General features: G+C 69.4%; 12 protein-coding genes and 1 pseudogene. 4 read left to right on the plus strand and 9 right to left on the minus strand.

The features are described from left to right. Positions 1-124: 124 nt before the first annotated feature. The 3 genes from CEK65_RS01615 to CEK65_RS01625 all read left to right on the plus strand — a co-directional run bounded on the left by CEK65_RS01615 (position 125) and on the right by CEK65_RS01625 (position 3906). Positions 125-1519, plus strand: coding sequence for an SH3 domain-containing protein (locus tag CEK65_RS01615; protein WP_152180554.1), 1395 nt, complete (start codon positions 125-127; stop codon positions 1517-1519). Beyond that, the gene (locus CEK65_RS01620; protein WP_152180555.1) at positions 1516-2619 is read left to right on the plus strand and encodes a dipeptide epimerase; all 1104 of its coding nucleotides are present in this window, start codon (positions 1516-1518) and stop codon (positions 2617-2619) included. The genes CEK65_RS01615 and CEK65_RS01620 overlap by 4 nt, the downstream gene beginning before the upstream one ends. A 273-nt stretch (positions 2620-2892) precedes the next feature. Then, the gene (locus CEK65_RS01625) at positions 2893-3906 is read left to right on the plus strand and encodes an IS5 family transposase (protein WP_152180556.1); all 1014 of its coding nucleotides are present in this window, start codon (positions 2893-2895) and stop codon (positions 3904-3906) included. Between the two features lie 427 nt (positions 3907-4333). On the opposite strand, the gene CEK65_RS21100 is transcribed toward CEK65_RS01625, so the two are convergent. The 6 genes and pseudogenes from CEK65_RS21100 to CEK65_RS01650 form a co-directional block, all read right to left on the minus strand. Beyond that, complete coding sequence (locus tag CEK65_RS21100; protein ID WP_319019775.1) at positions 4334-5350, minus strand: glycoside hydrolase family 43 protein; 1017 nt, start codon at positions 5348-5350, stop codon at positions 4334-4336. Beyond that, positions 5324-6814 (minus strand): annotated as a pseudogene (locus CEK65_RS21105) (MFS transporter); the annotation flags it as partial. The gene CEK65_RS21100 and the pseudogene CEK65_RS21105, both read right to left, overlap by 27 nt. Next, positions 6807-9425 (minus strand): glycoside hydrolase family 3 protein, encoded by a 2619-nt coding sequence (locus CEK65_RS01635; RefSeq protein ID WP_193314663.1) that lies wholly within the window; start codon positions 9423-9425, stop codon positions 6807-6809. The pseudogene CEK65_RS21105 and the gene CEK65_RS01635, both read right to left, overlap by 8 nt. A 77-nt stretch (positions 9426-9502) precedes the next feature. Then, on the minus strand, positions 9503-11197 hold the full coding sequence (locus tag CEK65_RS01640; RefSeq protein ID WP_152180558.1) for a glycoside hydrolase family 43 protein: 1695 nt from the start codon (positions 11195-11197) through the stop codon (positions 9503-9505). Continuing rightward, positions 11197-13176, minus strand: coding sequence for a sialate O-acetylesterase (locus CEK65_RS01645; protein ID WP_152180559.1), 1980 nt, complete (start codon positions 13174-13176; stop codon positions 11197-11199). The genes CEK65_RS01640 and CEK65_RS01645 overlap by 1 nt, the downstream gene beginning before the upstream one ends. Beyond that, positions 13173-15314 (minus strand): alpha-glucuronidase family glycosyl hydrolase, encoded by a 2142-nt coding sequence (locus CEK65_RS01650; RefSeq protein ID WP_152180560.1) that lies wholly within the window; start codon positions 15312-15314, stop codon positions 13173-13175. Before CEK65_RS01650 ends, CEK65_RS01645 begins: the two co-directional genes overlap by 4 nt. Before the next feature lie 111 nt (positions 15315-15425). Here CEK65_RS01650 and CEK65_RS01655 point away from each other — a divergent pair, with 111 nt between their 5' ends. Beyond that, positions 15426-16484 (plus strand): LacI family DNA-binding transcriptional regulator, encoded by a 1059-nt coding sequence (locus CEK65_RS01655; RefSeq protein WP_017913380.1) that lies wholly within the window; start codon positions 15426-15428, stop codon positions 16482-16484. A 14-nt stretch (positions 16485-16498) separates the two neighbouring features. On the opposite strand, the gene CEK65_RS01660 is transcribed toward CEK65_RS01655, so the two are convergent. From CEK65_RS01660 to xylB, 3 genes are all read right to left on the minus strand, one after another. Beyond that, a complete protein-coding gene (locus CEK65_RS01660) occupies positions 16499-18985 on the minus strand; it encodes an exo 1,3/1,4-beta-D-glucan glucohydrolase (RefSeq protein ID WP_226980441.1) in 2487 nt (828 codons plus the stop codon). Positions 18986-19074: 89 nt separating this feature from the next. Continuing rightward, entirely contained in the window at positions 19075-20409 is a 1335-nt protein-coding gene (gene xylA / locus CEK65_RS01665) for a xylose isomerase (RefSeq protein ID WP_152180562.1), read from the minus strand. Positions 20410-20453: 44 nt separating this feature from the next. Beyond that, positions 20454-21956 carry a xylulokinase gene (xylB, locus tag CEK65_RS01670; protein WP_152180563.1) on the minus strand — a complete coding sequence of 501 codons (1503 nt, stop codon included), beginning with the start codon at positions 21954-21956 and terminating at the stop codon, positions 20454-20456. Positions 21957-21976: the final 20 nt, after the last annotated feature.

Below are 21976 nucleotides of genomic sequence, written 5' to 3' on the forward strand. Positions count from 1 at the left end.
CCGGGTGTAACACGCGCTCGCAAAACCTGTCAACGCAGCGCCTTGACAGGAAAAAACCGGGAATCGAAGATCCTGGCGTCGGCGTGTAGCACACGCCAACCTTCTTTCCAGACAGTGGGTTCCCATGATCACGATGCGCGGCCTGTGCCTGTTGCTCGCCGCGGCGGCGAGCGGCGCCATCGCCACGGCACGCGCCACCGAGGCCATGCCGCTGCAGGCACAACCGGCGCAGTTGCAGGCCGAACACTGGATCGCGCGGCTGCCGGCGGCGTCGCCGCCGCTGCTGGAGGCGACGCAGCGCGCCGCGTTCAACGCCCGGCTGCTGCGCGACGACACGTCGATGCACGACCTGACGGCGCTGCCGACGCAACTGCCCGCCGCGCAGGTGCGCGCGCAGATCCTGGCGCTGTCGGCGCCACCGACGCGCACGCTCTACGACAGCCAGGGCGGCGTACTGGACGCCGCGCGATTGCAGGCGCTGCAGCGCGCGCTGGCGCTGGACGCGCTGCCGGCGCAGGTGCAGCCGCGTTACGCGCTGGTGGTGCAACGCGCCGACCTGCGGCGCTTCCCGACCGCCGAGCGCGTGTTCAGCGACCGCGCCGATCGCGACATCGACCGCTTCCAGGAATCGGCGCTGTATCCGGGCACTGCAGTGGCGATCCTGCACGCCAGTGCCGATGGCCAGTGGCTGTTCGTGCTGGCGAACAACTACGCTGCCTGGATCGCCCGCGACCGCGTGGCCGAGAGCGACCGCGCCAGCGTGCTGGCGTACGCGCAGCGCACGCCGCGGCTACTGGTCACCGGTGCGCGCGTGGCCACCGTGTTCACCCCGGACCTGCCGGCCGCCTCGCAGGTGGCCCTGGACATGGGCAGCGCGCTGCCGTTGCTGCGCGACTGGCCGCCGCAGAACGTGGTCAACGGCCAGTCGCCGCTGGCCGCCTACGTGGTGCAGCTGCCGCTGCGCGACCGTGACGGACGCCTGCAACTGGCGCCCGCCCTGGTGCCGCGCAGCGCCGACGTCGCCGAGGCGCCGCTGCCGCCCACGCCGCAGATGCTGCTGCAGCAGGCGTTCAAGTTTCTCGGCGAGCGCTACGGCTGGGGCAACAGTTACGACGCGCGCGATTGCAGCGGCTTCGTGGTCGACCTGCACCGCAGCCTCGGCATCGAGCTGCCGCGCAACACCGGCGACCAGGCGCGCAGCCCGGGGCTTGCGTCCGTACCCTACACCGCCAGCGACCCGCTGCCGCAGCGGCGGCAGGCATTGGCGCAACTGCGCGTCGGCGACCTGGTCTATATCCCCGGCCACGTGATGCTGGTGATCGGCCACGAAGACGGCCAGACCTGGGTAATCCACGACGTGGCCGGCGCCAGCTACCGCAACGCCGCCGGCCAGCTGCAGCGCGTGCGCCTCAACGGCGTGTCGGTGACGCCGCTGGAACCGCTGCTGCTCGGCGACGGCACGCCGTTCATCGACCGCATCACCCGCATCCAGCGCCTGCACGCGCCGACCGCCGAATGAAGATCACCGAGATCCGCCTGGGCATGCTGCGCGTGCCGCTGAAGACCCCGTTCAAGACCGCGCTGCGCACCGTGCAGGCGATCGAGGACGTGGTGGTCATGGTCCACACCGACGATGGCCGGATCGGGCATGGCAGCGCCCCGGCCACGCCGCCGATCACCGGCGACACCCATGGAGCGATCATCGCGGCGATCGAGAGCTGCCTGGCACCGCGCCTGATCGGCGAGGACATCGCCGACCTGCAGCGCCTGCGCGGCCTGATCCAGGGCGCGCTGGAACACAACAGCAGCGCCAAGGCGGCGCTGGAGATCGCCGTGCACGACCTGTGGGCGCAGCAGCACGGCGCACCGCTGTACCGCCTGCTCGGCGGCGGCACGCCGCACCTGACCACCGACCTGACCATCAGCGTGAATGCCGTGGACACGATGGTGGCCGACGCGCTGTCGGCGCTGGCGCGCGGCTTCGTGGCGCTGAAGATCAAGATCGGCACCGATCTGGCCGAGGACATCGCACGGGTCAAGGCGATCCATGCCGCGGTCGGTGATCGCGCGCAACTGCGGCTGGACGCCAACCAGGGCTGGACGCCGAAGCAGGCGGTGCAGGCGATGCACGCGCTGGAGCGCGCCGGGGTGACGCTGGAACTGCTGGAGCAGCCGGTCAAGGCCGGCGACGTGGACGGCCTGCAGTACGTGACCGAGCGCGTGCAGACTCCGGTGATGGCTGATGAGAGCGTGTTCTCGCCGGCGCAGGCGATCGCGCTGCTGCAGCGGCGCGCGGCGGACATCGTCAACATCAAGCTGGTCAAGGCCGGCGGCCTGTCCAACGCGCTGCGCATCGCCGACATTGCCGCGGTGTATGGGGTGCCATGCATGATCGGCTGCATGCTCGAATCGAGCATCGGTGTGGCCGCGGCGGCGCACCTGGCGGTGGCGCGCGCGGACGTCATCACCAAGGTGGATTTGGATGGACCGTCGCTGGGGGCGTTCGAGCCGGTGGTGGGCGGGGTGCAGTTCGACGAGGCGCAGATCCGCATCGGCGATGCGCCGGGACTGGGGATTCGCGAGATCCAGGGGTTGGAGCTGTTGCCGCGGTCGGTCTAATGGCGCCGCGCATGGCTGGCTATCGCAATTCTGGGAGGGACTTCATTCCCGACTGCTGTCGCAATCGGTCATTGGATGGCTTCACTCGTCGCGACTGAAGTCGCTCCCACAGGGGCTTGCGGGGAACCCATCGAGTGCACGGTGGGAGGGACTTCAGTCCCGACTGCTGTCGCAATCGGTTATTGGATGGCTTCACTGGTCGCGACTGAAGGGCACCTCTAAAAACCCCGCCTTTGGCATCATTGGTTTGGAGAACACGCCGAGGACGCCACGATGATCAGCCTGTTTGCCGGCCACGAACGCGAAGCCAAGCGGCAGCAGATCGGCGATCCTCTGGCTCTGCTGTCACGGCATATCGACTTTGCCGGGATTGCTCACGCCGTAGACGCGAAGCTGTGCTTGGGTACTGGCAAGCGCGGTGGCCGTCCGGCTTGGCCGACGCAGGTGATGATCAAGCTGCTGCTGTTGCAGCAGTTGTACAATCTCTCCGACGATGCGCTGGAGTACCAGGTGCTGGATCGGCGCAGCTTCCAGCAATTCCTCGGACTGGAACACAGCGGCAAGGTGCCCGACGCCAAGACGATCTGGGTGTGGCGCGAACGGCTCAAGACCAAGGATCTGATGGGCGACATCAGCGCGGCGATCGGTGAGCAATTGCAACGTGCCGGGTTCATTGCCCGCGGCGGTCAGATCATCGACGCCAGCATCGTCAGCGCTCCGATCCAGCGCAACACGCGCGAAGAGAACGCGCAGATCAAGCAGGGCGATGACGTCGGCCAGGACTGGAGCGATGCCAAACGTGCGCAGAAGGATATGCAGGCACGTTGGACCAGGAAGCATGGGGTGGCGTTCTACGGCTACAAGCTGCACGCCAGCACGGACCGTCGCTGGGGCTTCATCCGCCGCTACGACGTGAGCGCGGCCAACGTGCACGACAGCCGTCACTTCGAGCAGGTGCTGGACCCGGGCCGCACGGTATGGGCCGATAGCGGGTATGCCGATGCAGCGCGGGAAGCAGACCTGAAAAGGCGTGGTTACCGCCCCGCGATCCAACATCAAGGGCATGCGCGCAAGCCCTTGAGCGAGGCAGCAAAGCGCCGGAACCGTCGAATTGCCAAGGATCGGGTGTTCGGCGAGCACCCGTTTGCACGCTTGGCCCAACAAGGCGGCAAGTTCGTACGCTGCATCGGCTTGGCGCGGGCAAAGGTGGTGATCGGGCTGAAGGTCGCCAGCCATAACGTGATGCGGCTGGCACGGCTACAGGAGCGGGCCATGGTGCCAGCGTGATCGGCTGAGGTAGCCCAGCGGCCACCTCAGCCTCCCAACCACCACGATCAGGCGCCGCTCTGGTGCCGTTGCGACAGATGCTACCCCTGGCTCCAGGTCCTGGCAGGTTGTTCGAGGTGCCCTGAAGTCGCTCCCACAGGGGCTTCCGGGGAGCGTGCCGGGTGCACGGTGGGAGGGACTTCAGTCCCGACTGCTGTTGCAATCGGTGATTGGATGGCTTCACTCGTCGCGACCGAAGTCGCTCCCACAGGGGCTCGCGGGGAACCCATCGAGTGCACGGTGGGAGGGACTTCAGTCCCGACGCATTGCGCCATCGGAACGCATAGCACTTCGCTCGCCTTGGCTGCATGGCAGCCGACGCCTAGAGGAGGCCAATGCGCCGCCCGCCAACTCCGCAGGCGGCGCAGTGTCACTAGACCACGGCCTTTCAGCCACCATAGGGATCGACCGTGCGAATGCTCCCGTCCGGCTCGACGTGCAGCGGCGTGCACTTGGCCGAGCGCAGGTGGGTCACGCCGCCGGACAACAGGGCGTCGTGGTAGAACAGGTACCAGCGCCCCTGAAACGCGCAGATGGAGTGGTGCGTGGTCCAGCCCACTACCGGCTTCAACAGCACGCCGCGATAGGTGAACGGGCCATACGGACTGTCGCCGATGGCATAGCACAGCAGGTGCGTATCGCCGGTGGAATACGACAGGTAATACCGGCCCTGATCCTTGTGCAGCCACGGTCCCTCGAAGAAGCGGCGCGCGTGGTCGTCGGCACGCAGCGGCCGGCCGTGTTCGTCGAGGATGACGATTTCGCGTGTGGGCTCCGCCAGCTGCGTCATGCCGGGGTCGAGCCTGGCGATCCGCGGCCCCAGCGCCGGTTCGTCGCCGACAGGCTCGACGTGCGCCGCATCGAAGCGATCGTCGCGATATTTCTGCAACTGCCCGCCCCAGATGCCGCCGAAGCACAGGTAGTGCGCGCCGTCGTCGTCCTCGAACACGGCCGGGTCGATCGAATAGGTGCCGGCGATCGGCTCGGGTTCGGCGGCGAACGGGCCTTCCGGACGATCGGCCACCGCCGCGCCGATGCGGAACAGGCCGTGCGCGTCCTTGGCGGGGAAGTACAGGTAATAGCGACCGTCGCGGCTGGCCGCGTCCGGCGCCCACATCTGCCGGCTGGCCCAAGGCACGTCGCGCACATGCAGGGCGACGCCGCAGTCGGTGGCCGCTCCGTCGGGCGTGTCCATACGCAGCACGTGGTAGTCCTCCATGCCGAAGTGACCGCCGTCGTCGTCAAACGGCGCACCGCTGTCGATGTCGTGCGACGGATAGATGTACAGGCGTCCCTCGAACACATGGGCCGACGGATCGGCCGTGTAGATGTGGGTGACCAGCGGTTGCGAGACGGCGTGCGCCGCGAGATGGTCGAGGTCGCTGCCCTGGCGCCGCGCCTGCAGGTCGTGTTCGATGCGACGTTCCATGCGCTTGTCGATCCGGTAGAAGCACAGCAGCGCCACCGCGACCAGGAACGGAATGGCGCTGTAGACGCTCACGGTCAGGCGGATGCCGTCCACCACGGCCTGCGGCTGCTGCGGCGCGCCCGCCTGGTAGCCGTGGTGCGCGAGGATGCCGGCGACCAGCGCGCCGCCGATGCTGAGCCCGATCTTCAACCCGCACAGCATCGCCGAGAAGATGATCGCGGTGGCGCGGCGATGGTTCTTCCATTCGGAATAGTCGGCGACGTCGGCGATCATTGCCCACAGCAAGGGAATGGTGATGCCGTAGCAGAAGCCGTGCAGCATGAAGGCGCCGAAGGCCACGCCGATCGCAGTGGGCGGCAGGACGTAGAACACCAGCAGGAACAGAGTGGAGACCAGCAGCGCGCCGCCGAAGGCATCGCGCTTGCCGAAGCGGTCGGCCAGGCGCCGCGAGAAGCCGATGCCCAGGATCATGCACAGGATGCCGCAGGCGTTGAACAGGCTGAACGCCGAGGTCGCCGGATCGTGCGGCCAGGTGAAGCCGGACAGGCCCCATCCGCCGAGCACCGCGTTCACCCCGCCGATGAAACCGTTGAAGCCGGAGGCGTCGAGAAAGCCCGCCAGCGCGGCCTCGCTCAGGTAATACTGGAAGTAGTAGATGTAGGTGCCGCCCTTCAGCGCCAGGTTGACGAAGACCAGCACCGTCAGCGCCAGCATCACCTTCCACGGCCGGTTGTGCAGCAGGTCGATCAGGTCCTGCAGCACGCCGGCAGACTGTTCCTTGGCCGGGACGATGCGCTCGCGGGTGGTGGCGAAGGTGATCAGGAAGAACAGCGTGCCCACCACCGCGAACACCGTCATCAGGCGCTCGAAACCACGCACGTTGTCGCCGTCACCCAGGATCAGCACCAGCGGCAACAGCAGCACCTGGATGATGAACTGCGCGATCATCACCGCCACGAAGCGGTAGGCCGACAGGCTGTTGCGCTGAGCCATGTTGCCGGTGAGCACGCCGCTGAGCGCCGAGTACGGCAGGTTGTTGGCCGCGTACACCAGCATCAGCAGGCCATAGGTGGTCAACGCATAGACGACCTTGCCGCGCGCGCCCAGCTCCGGCGTGCTGAAGGCCAGCAGCGACAGCACGCCGAACGGGATCGCCGTCCACAGGATCCAGGGCCTGAACTTGCCCCAGCGGGTCGCCGTGCGGTCGGCGGCAATGCCGATCAGCGGGGTGAACACGAACGCGCCGAGCAGGCCGATCACGAAGATGATCGTCGCCGCCGTGGCGGCCGGCAATCGGTACACGTCGGTGTAGAAGAACGCCAGGTAGGTGATCAGCGTCTGGAAGATCAGGTTTGCCGCCAGGTCGCCCAGGCTGTAGCCCAGCTTCTCGCGCACCGACAGCGTGTGCGCGGCGGTCTCCGCACTGCGGGGCTCAGTCACGGCGCGCCTCCACGGTGAAGCCGGCGCGCACGCGGGCATCGGCGCTGGAGCCGCCGATCCGCACTTCGTAGCGTCCCGCCGGCACGACATACGCGCCGCGCGCCTCGTCGTACTGGCGCAGTGCCTGTTGCGCATCCAGCTCGAACGTCAGGGTCCGGCGTTCGCCCGGGGCGAGGTGCACGCGCTGGAAGCCGCGCAGCGTTTGCTGCGCATCGCCCGGCGCGGCCGCCAGCCGCCGCACGTACAGCTGCGCGACTTCGTCGCCGGCGTGCTTGCCGGTGTTGGCCATCTCCACCTGCACCTTGAGGCGTCCATCGTCGGCGATGCGCGGCGCATCCACGCGCAGCTTGCCGTAGTCGAAGCGCGTGTACGACAGGCCGTGGCCGAACGGATACAGCGGCGTGCCGCGGAAATAGCGGTAGGTGCGGCCTTCCATCGCGTAGTCGTCGAAGGCGGGCAGCGCCTGGTCCGCCCGGTAAAACGTCACCGGCAGGCGGCCGGCGGGGTTGACCTCGCCGAACAGCGCCTGGCCCACCGCGGTGCCGCCGCGCTGCCCCGGATACCAGCTCATCAGGATCGCTGGCAGATGCGCCTGCGCCCAGTCCACCGCCAGCGCCGAGCCGCCGGTCAGCACCATCACCACCGGCTTGCCGGTGGCGTGCAGCGCTTCCAGCAGAGCGCGCTGCGGTGCCGGCAGGCGCAGGTCGGTACGGTCGCCGCCGGCGAAGCCCGGGTAGTCCACCTTCATCTCTTCGCCCTCGACATCGCCGGTCAGCCCGCCGACGAACACCACCACGTCCGCGTTGCGCGCGGCATCGAGCGCCTCGTCGAACGGCGGCTTCGCCCCGGGCATGCGCCAGCCCAGGCGCACGCTCGCGTCGCGCTCGGCGTCGTAGTACTCCAGCTTCACCGCGTAGGCGCGGCCCGCCTGCAGGTCCAGGTCCACGCCGTCGGCGCGCATGCGCTCGCTGTCGGTCCAGTGATCCAGCACCAGCTTGCCGTCGACATAGAGGCGGAAGCCGTCGTCGGCGGCCGCCTCGATCCGGTAGCGGCCCGAGACCGGCGGCAGCAACTGACCGCTCCAGCGGATGCTGAAATGATCGTTGGGAATGCCCTGCCCCGGCCCCGCTTCGCCGCGGGCCAGCAGATTGTCGGTCGGCGAACCGCGGTCCCAGCGGAAGCCGATCTGCGCGTCGGTGCGCACCAGCGCCGGCGTCCCCGACAGATCGGGCGTGCGGAAGTATTCGCCGCGCAGGCCGCGTTCCGGCGAGTCCGCCGAGGGCCGAAGATAGGCTGCTTCGATCAGTGGCGTGGCGCTCGGATCGTCGCGCCCTTCGACCAGATCCACGCCGCGCGCATAGCGCACGTCGATGCCCTTGGCCGCGTCGCGGATGCCCTGCAGGATCGTCACCGGCGCCGCCGGCGTGCCGAAGTAGTTGCCGAGCAAGGCCATGGTGTCGTCGGCGGTCGGGCCGACCACGGCGATGCGCTTGAGCGTGCGCGACAGCGGCAGCACGCCATCGTTCTTCAACAGCACCAGCGATTCCTGCGCGGCCTGCAAGGCCAGCGCATCGTGCGCGGGTGCCTGGTTCACCGAGGCGGGGATCCGCGCCCAGCGCACGCGCTCGGGCGGGTCGAACATGCCCAGTCGCATCCGCGCGGCGAACAGGCGCGTCACCGCGTCGTCGATCTCCGCTTCGCCGATCAGCCCCTGGCGTACCGCCGCCGGCAGCGTGGCGTACTCCTGGCCGCACTCCAGTTCGGTGCCGTTCCTGACCGCGAGCGCCGCGGCGGCCTCGCGGCTGGGCGCGAGGTGGTGATGCTTCCAGATATCGACGATGGCCCAGCAATCCGACACCACGTAGCCGGTGAAGCCCCAGTCGCGGCGCAACACGTCGCGCAGCAGGAACTGGCTGGCGCTGGCGGACTCGCCGTACACGCGATTGTAGGCGCCCATCACCGCGTCCACCTGACCCTCCTTCACCAGCGCCTCGAATGCCGGCAGGTAGGTATCGTAGAGGTCGCGCTTGCTGGGGCGGGCGTCGAAGTGGTGGCGGTCGGCCTCCGGGCCGCTGTGCACGGCGAAATGCTTGGCGGTGGCATCGAGCTTGCGGTACACCGGGTCGTCGCCCTGCAGCCCCTGCACGAAGGCCACGCCCATGCGCGCGGTGAGGTAGGGATCCTCGCCGTAGGTTTCCTGGCCGCGGCCCCAGCGCGGGTCGCGGAAGATGTTGATGTTCGGCGACCAGAAGGTCAGCCCCTGGTAACGGCCATGCGCGCCTTCGCGCAGGAACTGGTGGTGCTTGGCGCGCGCCTCGTCGCTGATGGTGCTGGCCACCTGCCCCATCAACGGCACGTCGAAGGTGGCGGCCAGCCCGATGGCCTGCGGAAACACGGTGGCCCGCCCCGCTCGCGCCACACCGTGCAGCGCCTCGTTCCACCAGTCGTAGGCCGGCACGCCCAGGCGCTCGATCGCCGGCGCGGCGTTCTGCATCTGCGCCGCTTTTTCCTCCAGGGTCATCTGCGCGACCAGCGCCGCCGCGCGGGCTTCGAAGCTGGCCGAGGTGTCCTGCCACGGCTTGGCGTCTTCGGCGTGGCCGGCGCAAGCCAGTGTGGCAGCGACGCACAGCGCCAGCGTACGGAACAGGCGGCCGCGAACACCGCTGCGAAAGGAAGACCTGCGCGTCATCATCGTTTGCTCCTGGAGGCGCGCTCGTCGCGCGCGAAAGGACCGAGCAGGGCGCCCACGAAGCCGCCTGCACGATCCGTACTCAACACGGTTCCGTCGACGTCGTCGGCGAGGGTCTGCCAACCCTGCCCCGTGCCGGCGTCGAACGCGAACGCGTACGCTCCTTCGTCACCCGAGATCTTCAGGCGCAGCGACGTGGACGCGTCCAGTTCGCGGCCGGCCAGCGTTTTGGTCGCGCCTTTGCCCGCGCGCGCTTCGAGGAACACCGCCACGCGATCGCGGCCGAGACTGCGCACGCCGAGGAAATACCACCAGTCCTCGTTCTGGAACGCCGCCAGCCCCGCCGCCACGCCCGCTTCGGGGCGCGTCATTGCGGTGCTGGCCTCGAACCGTAAATGCTGTTGGCGACGCCCCAGGAACGCGGGGTTGCGCAAGGTGTCCAGGTTCTCCGGCAACGGATGCACGGCCAGGCTGCCCGGACGCGTGCGCAGGTCCGCCCAGTCCTGCCTGGGCACACGCACGCGCAACCAGCCGCGGCCAAGCGTCGGCGCATCGAACTCATCGCGCTCGACGAAGTTGCCGGTGGACGGCGCCTGCGACGCCTCGCCCTGCATCCACGACGGCACCTTGACCGCATACGGGATGGCCTGCCCGGCCGGCAGGATTACCGGCCAGCCGTCGCGCCACTGCACCGGCAGCAGGTAGGTCTCGCGCCCGGTGTTGTAGTGGCGCACGTCGTAGGTGCGGCTGGCCAGGAACACCGCCCACCAGGAACCGTCCGGCCCTTCCACAATATCCGCATGCCCGGCGTTGGCGATCGGCAGCGATCGGTCGTCGGGCAGGTCGCGCTGGGTGAGGATCGGATTGCCCGCATACGGCTGGTAAGGCCCCCACACGTCGCGGCTGCGCAGCACCACCTGCGAATGCTGCGGTCCGGTGCCGCCCTCGGCATCGGAGAGGTAGTACCAGCCGTCGCGTCGATACAGATGCGGCCCCTCGATCCAGATCGGATTCTTTGCCGGCTCGACGCCGCCGTCGATCAGCACCTTGCGCGGCCCCACCGGGGTGAAGGTCGCCAGGTCGAGTTGCTGCATCCAGATCGCGCGGTGGCCGTCGTAGCGCGGCGCGCCGGGCGGCACGTCGTTGTTGAGCAGGTAGACGCGGCCGTCGGCGTCGAAGAACAGCGACGGATCGATGCCGCCGATGCCCGGCAGCCAGTGCGGATCCGACCAGGGGCCAGCGGGATCGCGCGCGGTGGCGATGAAGTTGCCGCCGCTGTCCACGGCAGTGGTGACCACGTAGAACACCCCGTCGTGATAGGAGATGGCCGGCGCGAAGATGCCGCGCGACACGCTCAGGCCGTCGAAATCCAGTTGCGTCGGCCGCTCGATCACGTTGCCGATCTGTTTCCAGTGCACCAGGTCGACACTTTCGAATACCGGAATGCCCGGGAAGTAGGTGAAGCTGGAATTGACCAGATAGAACCGCCCGTTCGCGCGGACGATGCTCGGGTCGGCGTGGAAGCCGGCCAGGATCGGGTTGCGGTAATGCCCGGCCGGCAACGGCGCCTCGAGGGCTGCGTCGCTCCCGGCGTAGTCGAACCAGTCGAAATAGACCGGCGGCGCTGGCGCGGCCCACAGCGGTTGCAGCGCCGCGGACAACAGCAGGACGGCCGTGGCGAGCAACGGGCGCATCAGGGAACTCCTTCGGACAGTGCGAGTTCGAACGGTCCTGCCGGCGCACCGGAACGGTCGCGCAGCGTGCAGATCGGGCCATCGGCCCAGCAGTAGCGCACGCGCGCGGCGGCGACGGCCTGGGGACTGCGCAGGACGACGGCGCGCCCGTCCAGCGCGGCTTCGGCATAGGTACAGCGCTGCGCCTGGGCATCGCAGAGTTCGAAGCCGACGGGGCCGCTTGCCCCGGTCGTGACCAGGCTGCCGTCGACGTCGTCGAACACGATGCGCACTCCGCCCTGCGTGCGCGTTGCCGTGCGGGGGATCGGGCCGGACGGCGCCAGCGCGCGTTCGCCGTAGACCACGTGGCGCGCCGCCCGCGCCAGGCGCCGTCCCAGTTCCTGCTTGTTCGGCGGATGGATGTCGTAGGCATCGCCGATGTCGATGGCCACCGCGAGGCCGCTGTACGCGTCTTCCGCGGCCACGCGGCGCTGCGCCTCGCGCACCTGCGCCCAGCCGCTCTCCACCGGGGCCTGCGGCGGCAGGCCGTAGCCGGCGAGCTGCACCACCAGCAGCGGCATCTTTGCGCCGAACTGCCGGCGCCAGTCGTCGCGCAAGCCGCGCAACCGCATCGCATAGGCCGCGCCGTCGCCGGTGTTGGATTCGCCCTGGTACCACAGCATGCCGCGCAGCCCGTAACGCCCCAGCGGCGCGATCATGCCGTTGTACAGCGTCGACATGCCGGAGGCCGCATGCCATGGCGCCAGCGGCGGGGACTGCGGATCGGGCGCGACCCGATACTGCCAATGCCGATCCAGGACGATGCGCGTGCCATCGGCCAATTCGACGGCATGCGCACTGGCGGGGCCTGCCAGTCCGCCCTCGCCGTAGGTATCCAGCACGTTGACGACCACCGTGTTGGTGCCGGCCTTCAACAGGCCGGGCGCAAGCGCATACCGGCGTGAATCGCTCGGCGCGTTCTGGCTGCCCACGGCCACGCCGTTGACCCAGGTCATGTCGGTTTCGTCGACCGGCCCCAGTACCAGCCGTGCGCCCTGCGCCGCTTGCGCGGCGCTCAGGGTGACCTGGGTGCGGTACCAGACCATGCCGTTGTAGTCGGCGAGCGCAGGCACGCCCCAGCGCTCCCATGCGCCGAGCGCCTCTGGCGCGTCCTGCCATCCGGTGCCGCCAGTGCCGGGCTGCCACGGCGTATCGGCCGGCTTGGCACCGGCGCGCGTGGTCCACCACTGCTGCCAGTGCCGACCCCAGCGTGCGCTCGCCGCGATGGGATCGGTGGCAGACAGCGCCAGCACGTCCAGCGCCTCGTCCATGCCGCCCTGCGCACGCAGCGCCTCGGCGCTGGTCCAGGCCTCGATCCGCGCACCGCCCCAGGCCGACTGGATCAGCCCCATCGGCACCTTGACCGTCTTCTGCAACTCCCGCGCGAAGTAGAAGCACGCGGCCGAAAACTCCCGCACCGTGTCCGGCGCCACGGGTCGCCACGCGACCGCAGCAGGGAACGCATCCTGCGGCGCGACCGCCGCGGCCTTGGGCACGGTGAACAGACGGATGCTGGGCTCGGCGGCCGCGGCCAGTTCGCGGCTCGCATCCAGCGCGCGCCACACCGGCAGCTCCATGTTCGACTGCCCGGAACACAGCCACACATCGCCCACCAGCACATCGCGCACGACCTGGCGCGCCTGTCCCGCGCGCACCGTCATGTCGTAAGGACCGCCCGCGGCGACCGGCTTGAACGTGGCATGCCAGCGGCCGCCGGCATCGGCACGTGCGCTGACCGACTGGCGGGCGAAGGTCACCGACACCGTGGCACCCGGCGCGGCGTTCCCCCACACCGGCATCGGCCGGTCGCGCTGCAGCACGGCGTGATCCTGAAACAGCGCATGCAACAGCGGCGGCGCCGCGTCCTGCGCCATGCCGGGCGTGGCGCTGCACCCCAAGGCCGCCGCCAGCAGCCAGCCCGTCCACATGGTCGGCTTCATCGTCCATCTCCGGGTGCGGAAGGGAACTGCAGTGCCTGGTACCAGGCCAACGGGTGCGGCGGCGGCGCTTCGCCTGCAGGCAACGGCCGTCCGCTGACCGACTGGAAGTACGCCACGCTGGCATCGCGCCACCACTGCGCCTCGCGCAGCTGGATGCGCAGGAACGCCGCCACCTGCGCGTGCCGCTCGGCATCCACCTTGCCGCGCAGGCCGTCCCAGGTGGCCTGCATGGTCTGCACCTGGCGCACGCCCAGCGCATAGCGGCCGACCAGTTCGTCCCACAACGGTCGTCCGGAGGCCATGCGGTGGTCCCACGGCACGTGGTGGAACCACAGCAGCAGCGACTCGGGCACCCGCGTCGTGTCGCCATACACGGCCGCCACGTCCGGCGCGTACTGGCTCACCGCATTGCTGCCATGCGTAGTGCGGTCGAAGCCGATGCCATTGCGGTCGGCGCGGTGGTAGTACACCGCGGTCCAGTCCGCGCGCGGGCCGCCGTCCACCCAGGGGCCGGGGCCGTAGTGGTGGCCGCGCGCCATCAGGTGGTGCAGGCCCAATGGGGTCATGTAGTTCACCGCGGCCTCGCGCGAGCTCATCATCATCCCGACGATCGGCTGCACCACCTGCGGTGCCGGCGAAAACGTCATCGCCGTCCACTCCTCGGCGATGGCGCGGGCGGATTGGTGCGGATTCCAGGCCAGGCGACCGAAGGCGTACCAGTTGGCCTGGTCGAAGTGCGAGCCGCTCCAGGTGCGGTCGTTGCCGATGTTGGCGACGCCGGCGATGCCGGTCAGGGCGTGGCCTTCCAATGTGCCATCCACCACGTCCGCCACCGTGGATCCCGCGCCGCGGGCATGGGTGTCGGATTGCAGCACGTCCTCGTACAGCGGCCCCAGGTACACCAGGTGCGTGGCGAAGCCCAGATACTCCTTGGTGATCTGCACCTCCAGCATCAGCGGCGTGCGCGGCATGGCGCCGAACAGCGGATGGAAGGGCTCGCGCGGCTGGAAATCGATGGGCCCGTTCTTGACCTGCACGATCACGTTCGGGCGGAAGGCGCCGTCGAGGCCGACGAACTCGGTGTAGGCCTGCATGGCACGATCCACCGGCACGTCGTGGGCGTAGACGAAGGCCCGCCACATCACCACGCCGCCGTGCGGCGCCAGCGCATCGGCCAGCAGGTTGGCGCCGTCGGCATGCGAGCGGCCATAGTCCTGCGGGCCGGGCTGACCTTCCGAATTGGCCTTGACCAGGAAGCCGCCGAAATCCGGAATGCGCGCATAGATCTCGTCGGCCTTGTCGCGCCACCAGCGCTGCACGGCCGGGTCGCGCGGATCGGCGGTGTTCAATCCCCCCAGTTCGATGGGGGCGCTGAAGCGTGCGCTCAGGTAGACGCGGATGCCGTAGGGCCGGAACACGTCCGCCAGCGCCGCCGCCTTGTCGAGATAGACCGGCGCCAGGCTCTGCGCGTTGGCGTTGACGTTGTTGAGCACGGTGCCGTTGATGCCGATCGAGGCGTTGGCGCGCGCGTAGTCGGTGTAACGCGGGTCGCGCCATTCCGGCAGGCTTTGCCAGTCCCACAGCGAGCGGCCTGCATAGCCGCGCTCGACATGGCCGTCCAGGTCGTCCCAATGGTCGAGCACGCGCCGTTGGATCCGTGGCGACTCATGCACCGTGAGCGCCTCCAGCGACGAGCCGGTCTGCAGCAATCGCAGCAGATGGAAGACCCCGTACAACACGCCGATGTCCCGGCGTCCCGCCACCAGCACCACCGCGTGCCCATCGATACGGGCACGCTTGAGCAGGTAACCCTCCTCGCCCAGCGACGCGATCTCCTCGCGGAACGGCGCGAGCGCTGGCGACGACTGCGGCGTGCCCAGCATCACCGCATGATCGCCGCTTGCGGCCGCACGCGCCGCCGGGGCGCGCCCCAGCAGGCCGGTGAGTCCACGCACCAGCTCGTCTCGCGCCACGCGCTGCGTCGGCGTCCGCGCCGGCGCCACCACCTCGTCCAGGCGCGTGTCGCCATCCGCACGTGCGGCGCCTTGCAAGGGCAGGTAACGCAGCCACAGCGCTGCGCCGTCCTCCGCGCGCAGGCTGCCCGCGCAGGCCATCAGCACCATGGCAGCGCATGCCATCCACTGACACCGCATGACATGCGGACGGCACCCAAGCGCCGCCAGCAAACCTTGTAAGCTGACGGCGTACCCGCGGCGCGGCAGCGTCAGGAACAACAAAGGGAACGCGTTTTGGACAAGCCGAAGAAAGCGGTCCGCCGCAAGACCAGCGGGGTGACGATCGACGAGGTGGCGGCCTTGGCCGGGGTTTCGCCGATGACGGTGTCGCGCGCGATCAACCAGGGCAAGGTGCGCGATGCCACCCGCGAGCGCGTGATGCGCGCGGTGCGCGAGCTGGGCTACACGCCCAACCTGGCTGCCAGTTCGCTGGCCGCCGCGCAGCACACCCGCATCGCCCTGATCTACACCAATCCCAGCGGCGCCTACCTGCGCGAGCTGCTGGTCGGCCTGCTGCGCGTCGCCTCCAACGCCGCCATCCAGTTGGTCATCCACTACTGGGAAGACCTGGACCCCGATGCCGAGCGCAAGGCCGCGCGTGCCCTGGGCGGGCGCGTGGATGGCGTGATCCTGCCGCCGCCGTTGTGCGAATCGCAGGCGGCGGTGAGCGAATTGGTGAAGGCCGGGATCCCGGTGATCGCGATCGCCGCCGGGCGCCTCAGCGACGCGATCTCCTGCGTGCGCATCGACGACTTCCATGCCGGCAAGGAGATGGCCGAACACCTGATCCAGCACGGCCACCGGCGCATCGGCTTCATCCGCGGGCGCCAGGACCTCAGCGCCAGTGCGCGGCGCTACGAGGGCTTCGTGACCGCGCTGCAGGAGGCCGGGCTGAAGGTCGAACCCGGCCTGGTCCAGCAGGGCGACTACACCTACCGCTCGGGGTTGGCCGCCGCCGAGAAGCTGCTGTCGCAGCGGCGGCCGCCGACCGCGATCTTCGCCAGCAACGACGACATGGGCGCGGCGGCGATCTCCGTGGCGCACCGGCGCGGCCTGGAAGTGCCGCGCGATCTGTCGGTGGTCGGCTTCGACGACACCTCGGCCGCCACCACCGTGTGGCCGGAACTCACCACCATCCACCAACCGATCGCCTCGATGGCCGATGCCGCCATCGACATCCTGCTGCGCAGCATCCGCCGCAAGCGCGACGACACACGCATGTCCAGCGACCACGTGGTCCCGCACCGGCTGGTGCTGCGCGGTTCGGTCGCCGGCCCACCCAAGGGGCGCTGACGCAGGACGCAGGCTCACGCGCTCGGGCATGCGACAGTGCTCTCCGCTTCGTTCAATGCGCCGAGCGCGACCCGCGACACCGACAGCGTCATCGCGCCCGCCGTGGTCAATGCCCACGGACGATCCAGCTTGCTCAGATCCGCGCCGGCCGCCGCCAGGCACTTGAGCGGCACGCCCACGCGCTTCCACTGGCCGACCGGCAGGGCGGTCAGCGTCGGCCCGATCGCCACCCGCGCGGCGCAGCCGCTGCCGCAGCCGACCGCCAGCCACGCCTCGCCCTGCGGGGCGGCGTCCACGCGCAGCGTGGTCACCAGCATCAGGTCGCCATTGCTCTCGCGCTGCAGGTCCAGCGGGGTATGCGACTGCAGTGCGACCACCGCCTCGCGTCCGCCCGACCAGGCGAGGCGGCGGCCATCCTCCTGCGCTAGGTGGTCCACGCCGGTGACCTTGAGCAGCGCGCCCTCAAGCGATTCCGGCACGCGGGTGACGGTGACGCCCTGCCCGGTGATGCCTTCCAGGCGCAGCGCAATGCCCGGGCCGGCCGCGCCGCGGGCGAAGAACACGCCGGCCGCAGCTTCGTTGCCGGTGAGGCCGGAGACTTCCGGCAACCTGGCCAGGTTGCCGTTGTCGGCATAGCGCAGGCCGTAGCCGAAGGCGAACAGTGGGTCGTAGCCCTTCTGCCCCACGTTGTTGGCGTATTGCGTGGCCGTGCGCGGCCAACTGAAACTCAACTTGCCCTTGAAGTCGTGCTGCACGCCGCCCTGCGCGGTGCGCAGCAACACGTCGGCGATACCCGCGCCTTCCGAGCCGGGCAGCCACGCCGCCACGAAGGCATCGGCCGCGTTGAGTTCGCGGTTGACCCACAGCGGTCGCCCGCTGAGAAACACCGCGACCACAGGAATGCCGTCGGCCTTGAGCCGCTTGATCAGCGCCAGGTCGGTGTCGTCGCCCGGCCTGTAGGCCAGGGTCGGCCGATCGCCCTGGAACTCCGCGTAGGGATTCTCGCCGAACACCACCACTGCCACGTCCGGCTTGGTCGTGTACTTGCCGTCGACCGCCAGCACGGCCTCGCCGCCCGCGGCCTTGGCCTGCTGCGCGAAACCCTCGTAGATGGTGTCCGCATTCGGGAAATCCTTGCGGGTGGTGCCGGTGCCCTGCCAGTTCAGCGTCCAGCCGCCGGCCTGCTTGCCGACGTCGTTGGCGCCGTCGCCGGCCACCAGGATGCGTTGCGTCGGCGACAGCGGCAGCACGCCGCCCTGGTTCTTCAGCAGCACCAGCGACTCGCGCACCGCCTGCCGTGCCACCGCGCGATGCGCCGGCGCACCGATCAGCGCGAACTGGCCACCGACCGCGCGCGCCGACGGCTTGCCCGCCTCGAACAGGCCCAGCCGCATCTTGACCCGCAGGATCCGGCGCACCGCATCGTCCAGGCGCTGTTGCGAGATGGTGCCGTTCTTCGCCGCCGCCAGCGTGGTGGTGTAGAAGCCCTTCCAACTGTCCGAGGCCATGGCCATGTCCAGGCCGGCGTTGATGGTGGCAGGGCAGTCGGTCGGCGTGCAGCCCTTGACCTGTCCGTGGCCGTTCCAGTCGCCGACCACGAAGCCGCCGAAGTGCATGCGCCCCTTCAGCGCGTCGGTCAGGTAGGTCTTGTGGCCGTGCATCTTTTCGCCGTTGACGCTGTTGAACGAGGCCATCGCGGTCTGCGCACCGGCGGCGATGGCCGGGGGATAGCCCGCGGCGTGGATGCGCACCAGCTCGGCTTCGCCGATTTTGGTGTCGCCCTGGTCGCGTCCGTCGGTGGTGCCGCCATCGCCCAGGAAATGCTTGACCGAGGCGATCACATGGCGACCATCGAGGAAGGCGGGCGTACCCACCTTGCCCTGCAGCCCCTCGACCATCGCACCGGCGTAGCTAGCCACCACGTCCGGCGACTCGGAATAGCCCTCGTAGGTACGCCCCCAGCGGTCGTCCTGCGGCACCGCCACGGTCGGCGCGAAGGTCCACTCCATGCCGGTGGCGCGCGTTTCCAGCGCGGTGATTTCGCCGATCCGGCGCAGCAGCGCCGGATTGCGAGTCGCGCCCAGGCCAATGTTGTGGGGAAACAGGGTCGCGCCGACGATGTTGCTCTGCCCGTGCACCGCATCGATGCCGAACAGCACCGGAATCGCCTTGCCGCCCTGCGACGTGTCCATCGACGCCGCATAGAACGCATCGGCCAGCGCCAGCCACTCGGCCGGCGCGGCGTCGTAGCGGCCGCCGGGATCGGAATTGCCGCCGGCCAGGATCGACCCCAACCGATAGGTGCGCACATCCTCCGGGGTGAGGCTGCCGATATCACCCTGCACCAGCTGGCCGACCTTCTCCTCCACCGTCATGGTGGCGATCAGCGCGGTGATGCGCTGTTCCAGCGCGGGATCCTCGGGCAGCGGCCAGGTCACGCTGGGCCAGGGGCTGGCCTCCGCGCGGGCGGGCGCCGCGGCCTGGACGTCGCCCTTGCACACGGCAAGCGCGAGCAGCAGTGCGGCCAGCAACGCGCCGGTGTGGCGGATGGAATCGGTGTCGGTCACGGCGCTGCTCCTTGCCGCCGCGCTCAGCGCAGCAGGTACTGGTTGATCAGGTTTTCGTAGCGCTCCTGGCGGCCGCTGATCTGCCGCGGCTCGCCGCCCTTCGCGCCCAATGCCGCCAGCTCGGCGAGGCCGAGCGCGCCACGTGCGAACTGCTCGCCGGCACCACTGTCGAAGCTGGCATAGCGCTCCTGGCGCCACTGTTCCCACGGCGAGTCGGTGAGCAGCGCGTGGGCCACTTCCAGCCCGCGGGCGAAGGCATCCATGCCGCCGATGTGGGCAATGAACAGATCCTCCAGTTCGGTGGACTCGCGACGCACCTTGGCGTCGAAGTTCAGGCCGCCTTCCAGGCCGCCCTGGCGCAGCACCACCAGCATGGCGCCGACGGTGTCGTACAGGTCGGTGGGGAACTGGTCGGTATCCCAGCCGTTCTGCGCGTTGCCGCGGTTGGCGTCGATGCTGCCCAGCAGGCCGTGGTCGGAGGCCACCTGCAGGTCGTGTTCGAAGGTGTGGCCGGACAGCGTGGCGTGGTTGGCCTCGATGTTGAGCTTGAAGTCCTTGTCCAGGCCGTGCGCCTTCAGAAAGCCCGCCACCGTCGCGCTGTCGAAGTCGTACTGGTGCTTCATCGGCTCCATCGGCTTGGGCTCGATCAGGAAGTTGCCTTTCAGGCCGATGCTGCGGCCGTAGTCGCGCGCCATGGTGAGGAAGCGCGCGAAGTGCTCGAGTTCGCGCTTCATCTGCGTGTTGACCAGCGAGGCATAGCCTTCGCGGCCGCCCCAGAACACGTAATGCTCGCCGCCCAGTTCCACCGTCGCCTCCAGCGCCGCCTTGACCTGCACCGCGGCGCGCGCCACCACGGCAAAATCGGGATTGGTCGCGGCACCGTTCATATAGCGCGGATGCGAGAACAGATTGGCCGTGCCCCAGAGCAGCTTCATGCCGGTCGCGTCCTGGCGCGCCTTGGCCAGGCCGACCATGTGCTTGAGGTTCTTCTCGTACTGCGCGGCATCGTCGGCGTCCGGCGCCAGGTCGATGTCGTGGAAGCACCAGTACGGCACGCCGAGCTTGGTGAAGAACTCGAACGCCGCATCCACTTTCGCCTCGGCGCTGGCCATCGGCGCACCGACCTCCCAGGGGAAGTGGCGCGTGCCCGGGCCGAACGGATCCTGCCCTGCGTTGCAGAAGGTATGCCAGTAGCAGACCGCGAAGCGCAGGTGATCCTGCATGGTCTTGCCGCCGATGACCTTGTTCGCGTCGTAGACCTTGAAGGCCAGCGGGTTGTCCGAGCCGCGGCCTTCGAAGGGGATGCGGCCGATGCCGGGGAAGTATTCCTTGGCGCCGATGAAGGGCTGGGTGTGCATGGTGCGGGTTCCTGTCGTGGTGGGAGGGCGTGCGAAACGGGCAATCAGCCGCGGAACAGCGGCAGGCAGGCGTCGAGATGACGCAGGAAGCGCGCATAGGCCGTGGCATAGGCCTGGTTGCGCGCCGGATCCGGACGGGCGGACAGCTGCGGATCGACCGCCACATGCTGTTGCGCGATGTCGGCGATGGAAGCGGCATCGCCGCGTGCCAGGCCCACGGCCCACAGCGCCTGCAAGGCGGCGCCGAATGCCGCGCCTTCCGGCTGCGTGGGCACGTCCACCGGCAGGCCGAACACATCGGCCACCAGTTGCCGCCACGCGCCGCTGTTGCTGCCGCCGCCGGTCAGCACGATGCGCTCGAACTGCATGCCGGCACGCACGAACGCGTCGAAACCGTACTTCAGGCTGTAGGTCGCCCCTTCCATCGCCGCGCGATAGAGGTGGGCCGGGGTCATGTTGGCCGTGTCCAGGCCCGCCAGCAGGCCCTTGCCCAACGGCAGGTCCGGCGTGCGCTCGCCATTGAGGAACGGCAGCATCACCAGGCCGTCGGCACCGGGCGCGGTGGCGTGCAGATGCGCATCGCCGTCGCGTGTGCTGAAGCCGAACGCGGCGGCGACCTGTTCGGTCGCCACGGTACAGTTCATCGTGCAGATCAGCGGCAGCCAGCCGCCGGTCGACGAGCAGAACGCGGCCCACGCGCCGTCCGGGTCGACCACCGGCGTGTCGGAGTAGGCGAACAGGGTGCCGGAGGTGCCCAGGCTCATCGCCAGGCGGCCGGGGACGACGCAGCCGGTGCCGATGGCCGCCATCATGTTGTCGCCGCCGCCGACGGCGACCTTCAACGTCGCCGGTACGCCGAGCAAGTTGGCCGCGGCCGGGTCGATGTCGAACAGGGCATCGGGTGCGGCCAGGCGCGGCAGGCAGTCCGCCAGGTCGCGCTGCGGATCGGTGGCGCGCAACAGCTCGGTCGACCAGGTGCGGGTGCGCACGTCCAGCCAGCCCGTGCCCGACGCGTCGCCGTATTCGCAGAAACGCTGGCCGGTCAGCACGAAGTTGAGGTAGTCGTGCGGCAGCAGGATCGTGGCGAGCCGCGCATAGGCCTCGGGCCGGTGCGTCTTGGTCCACGGCAGCTTGGAGGCTGTGTAACCGGCCAGGATCGGGTTGCCCGCCAGCGCGATGGTGCGCGCCGCGCCGCCGAGCGCGTCCATGATCTGCACGCACTCGGCCGAGGTGCTGGTGTCGCACCACAGCTTGGCCGGTGCCAGCACCTCGCCTGCCGCATCGACCGGCACGAAGCCATGCTGCTGGCCCGAGACTGCCAGCGCGGCGAGGCGCGAGCGCAGCGCAGGATCGATGGCCTGGAAGCAGGCCTGCAGGGCCGCGACCCAGTCGGCCGGATGTTGTTCACGGCTGCCATCGGCGGCGGAATGCAACTCCAGCGGCGCACTGCTGCTGGCCACGACGCTGCGCCCGACCGGGTCGTAGACCACGACCTTCAGGCTCTGCGTTCCCGCATCGATTCCGGCTACCAGTTCCCTTTCTTCCACGTCGTACCGCCTTTTCGTTA

Origin of the sequence: Xanthomonas sp. LMG 12459 (assembly GCF_009192905.1) — a bacterium.
In the GTDB taxonomy this organism is placed as follows: Bacteria; Pseudomonadota; Gammaproteobacteria; order Xanthomonadales; family Xanthomonadaceae; genus Xanthomonas_A; species Xanthomonas_A sontii.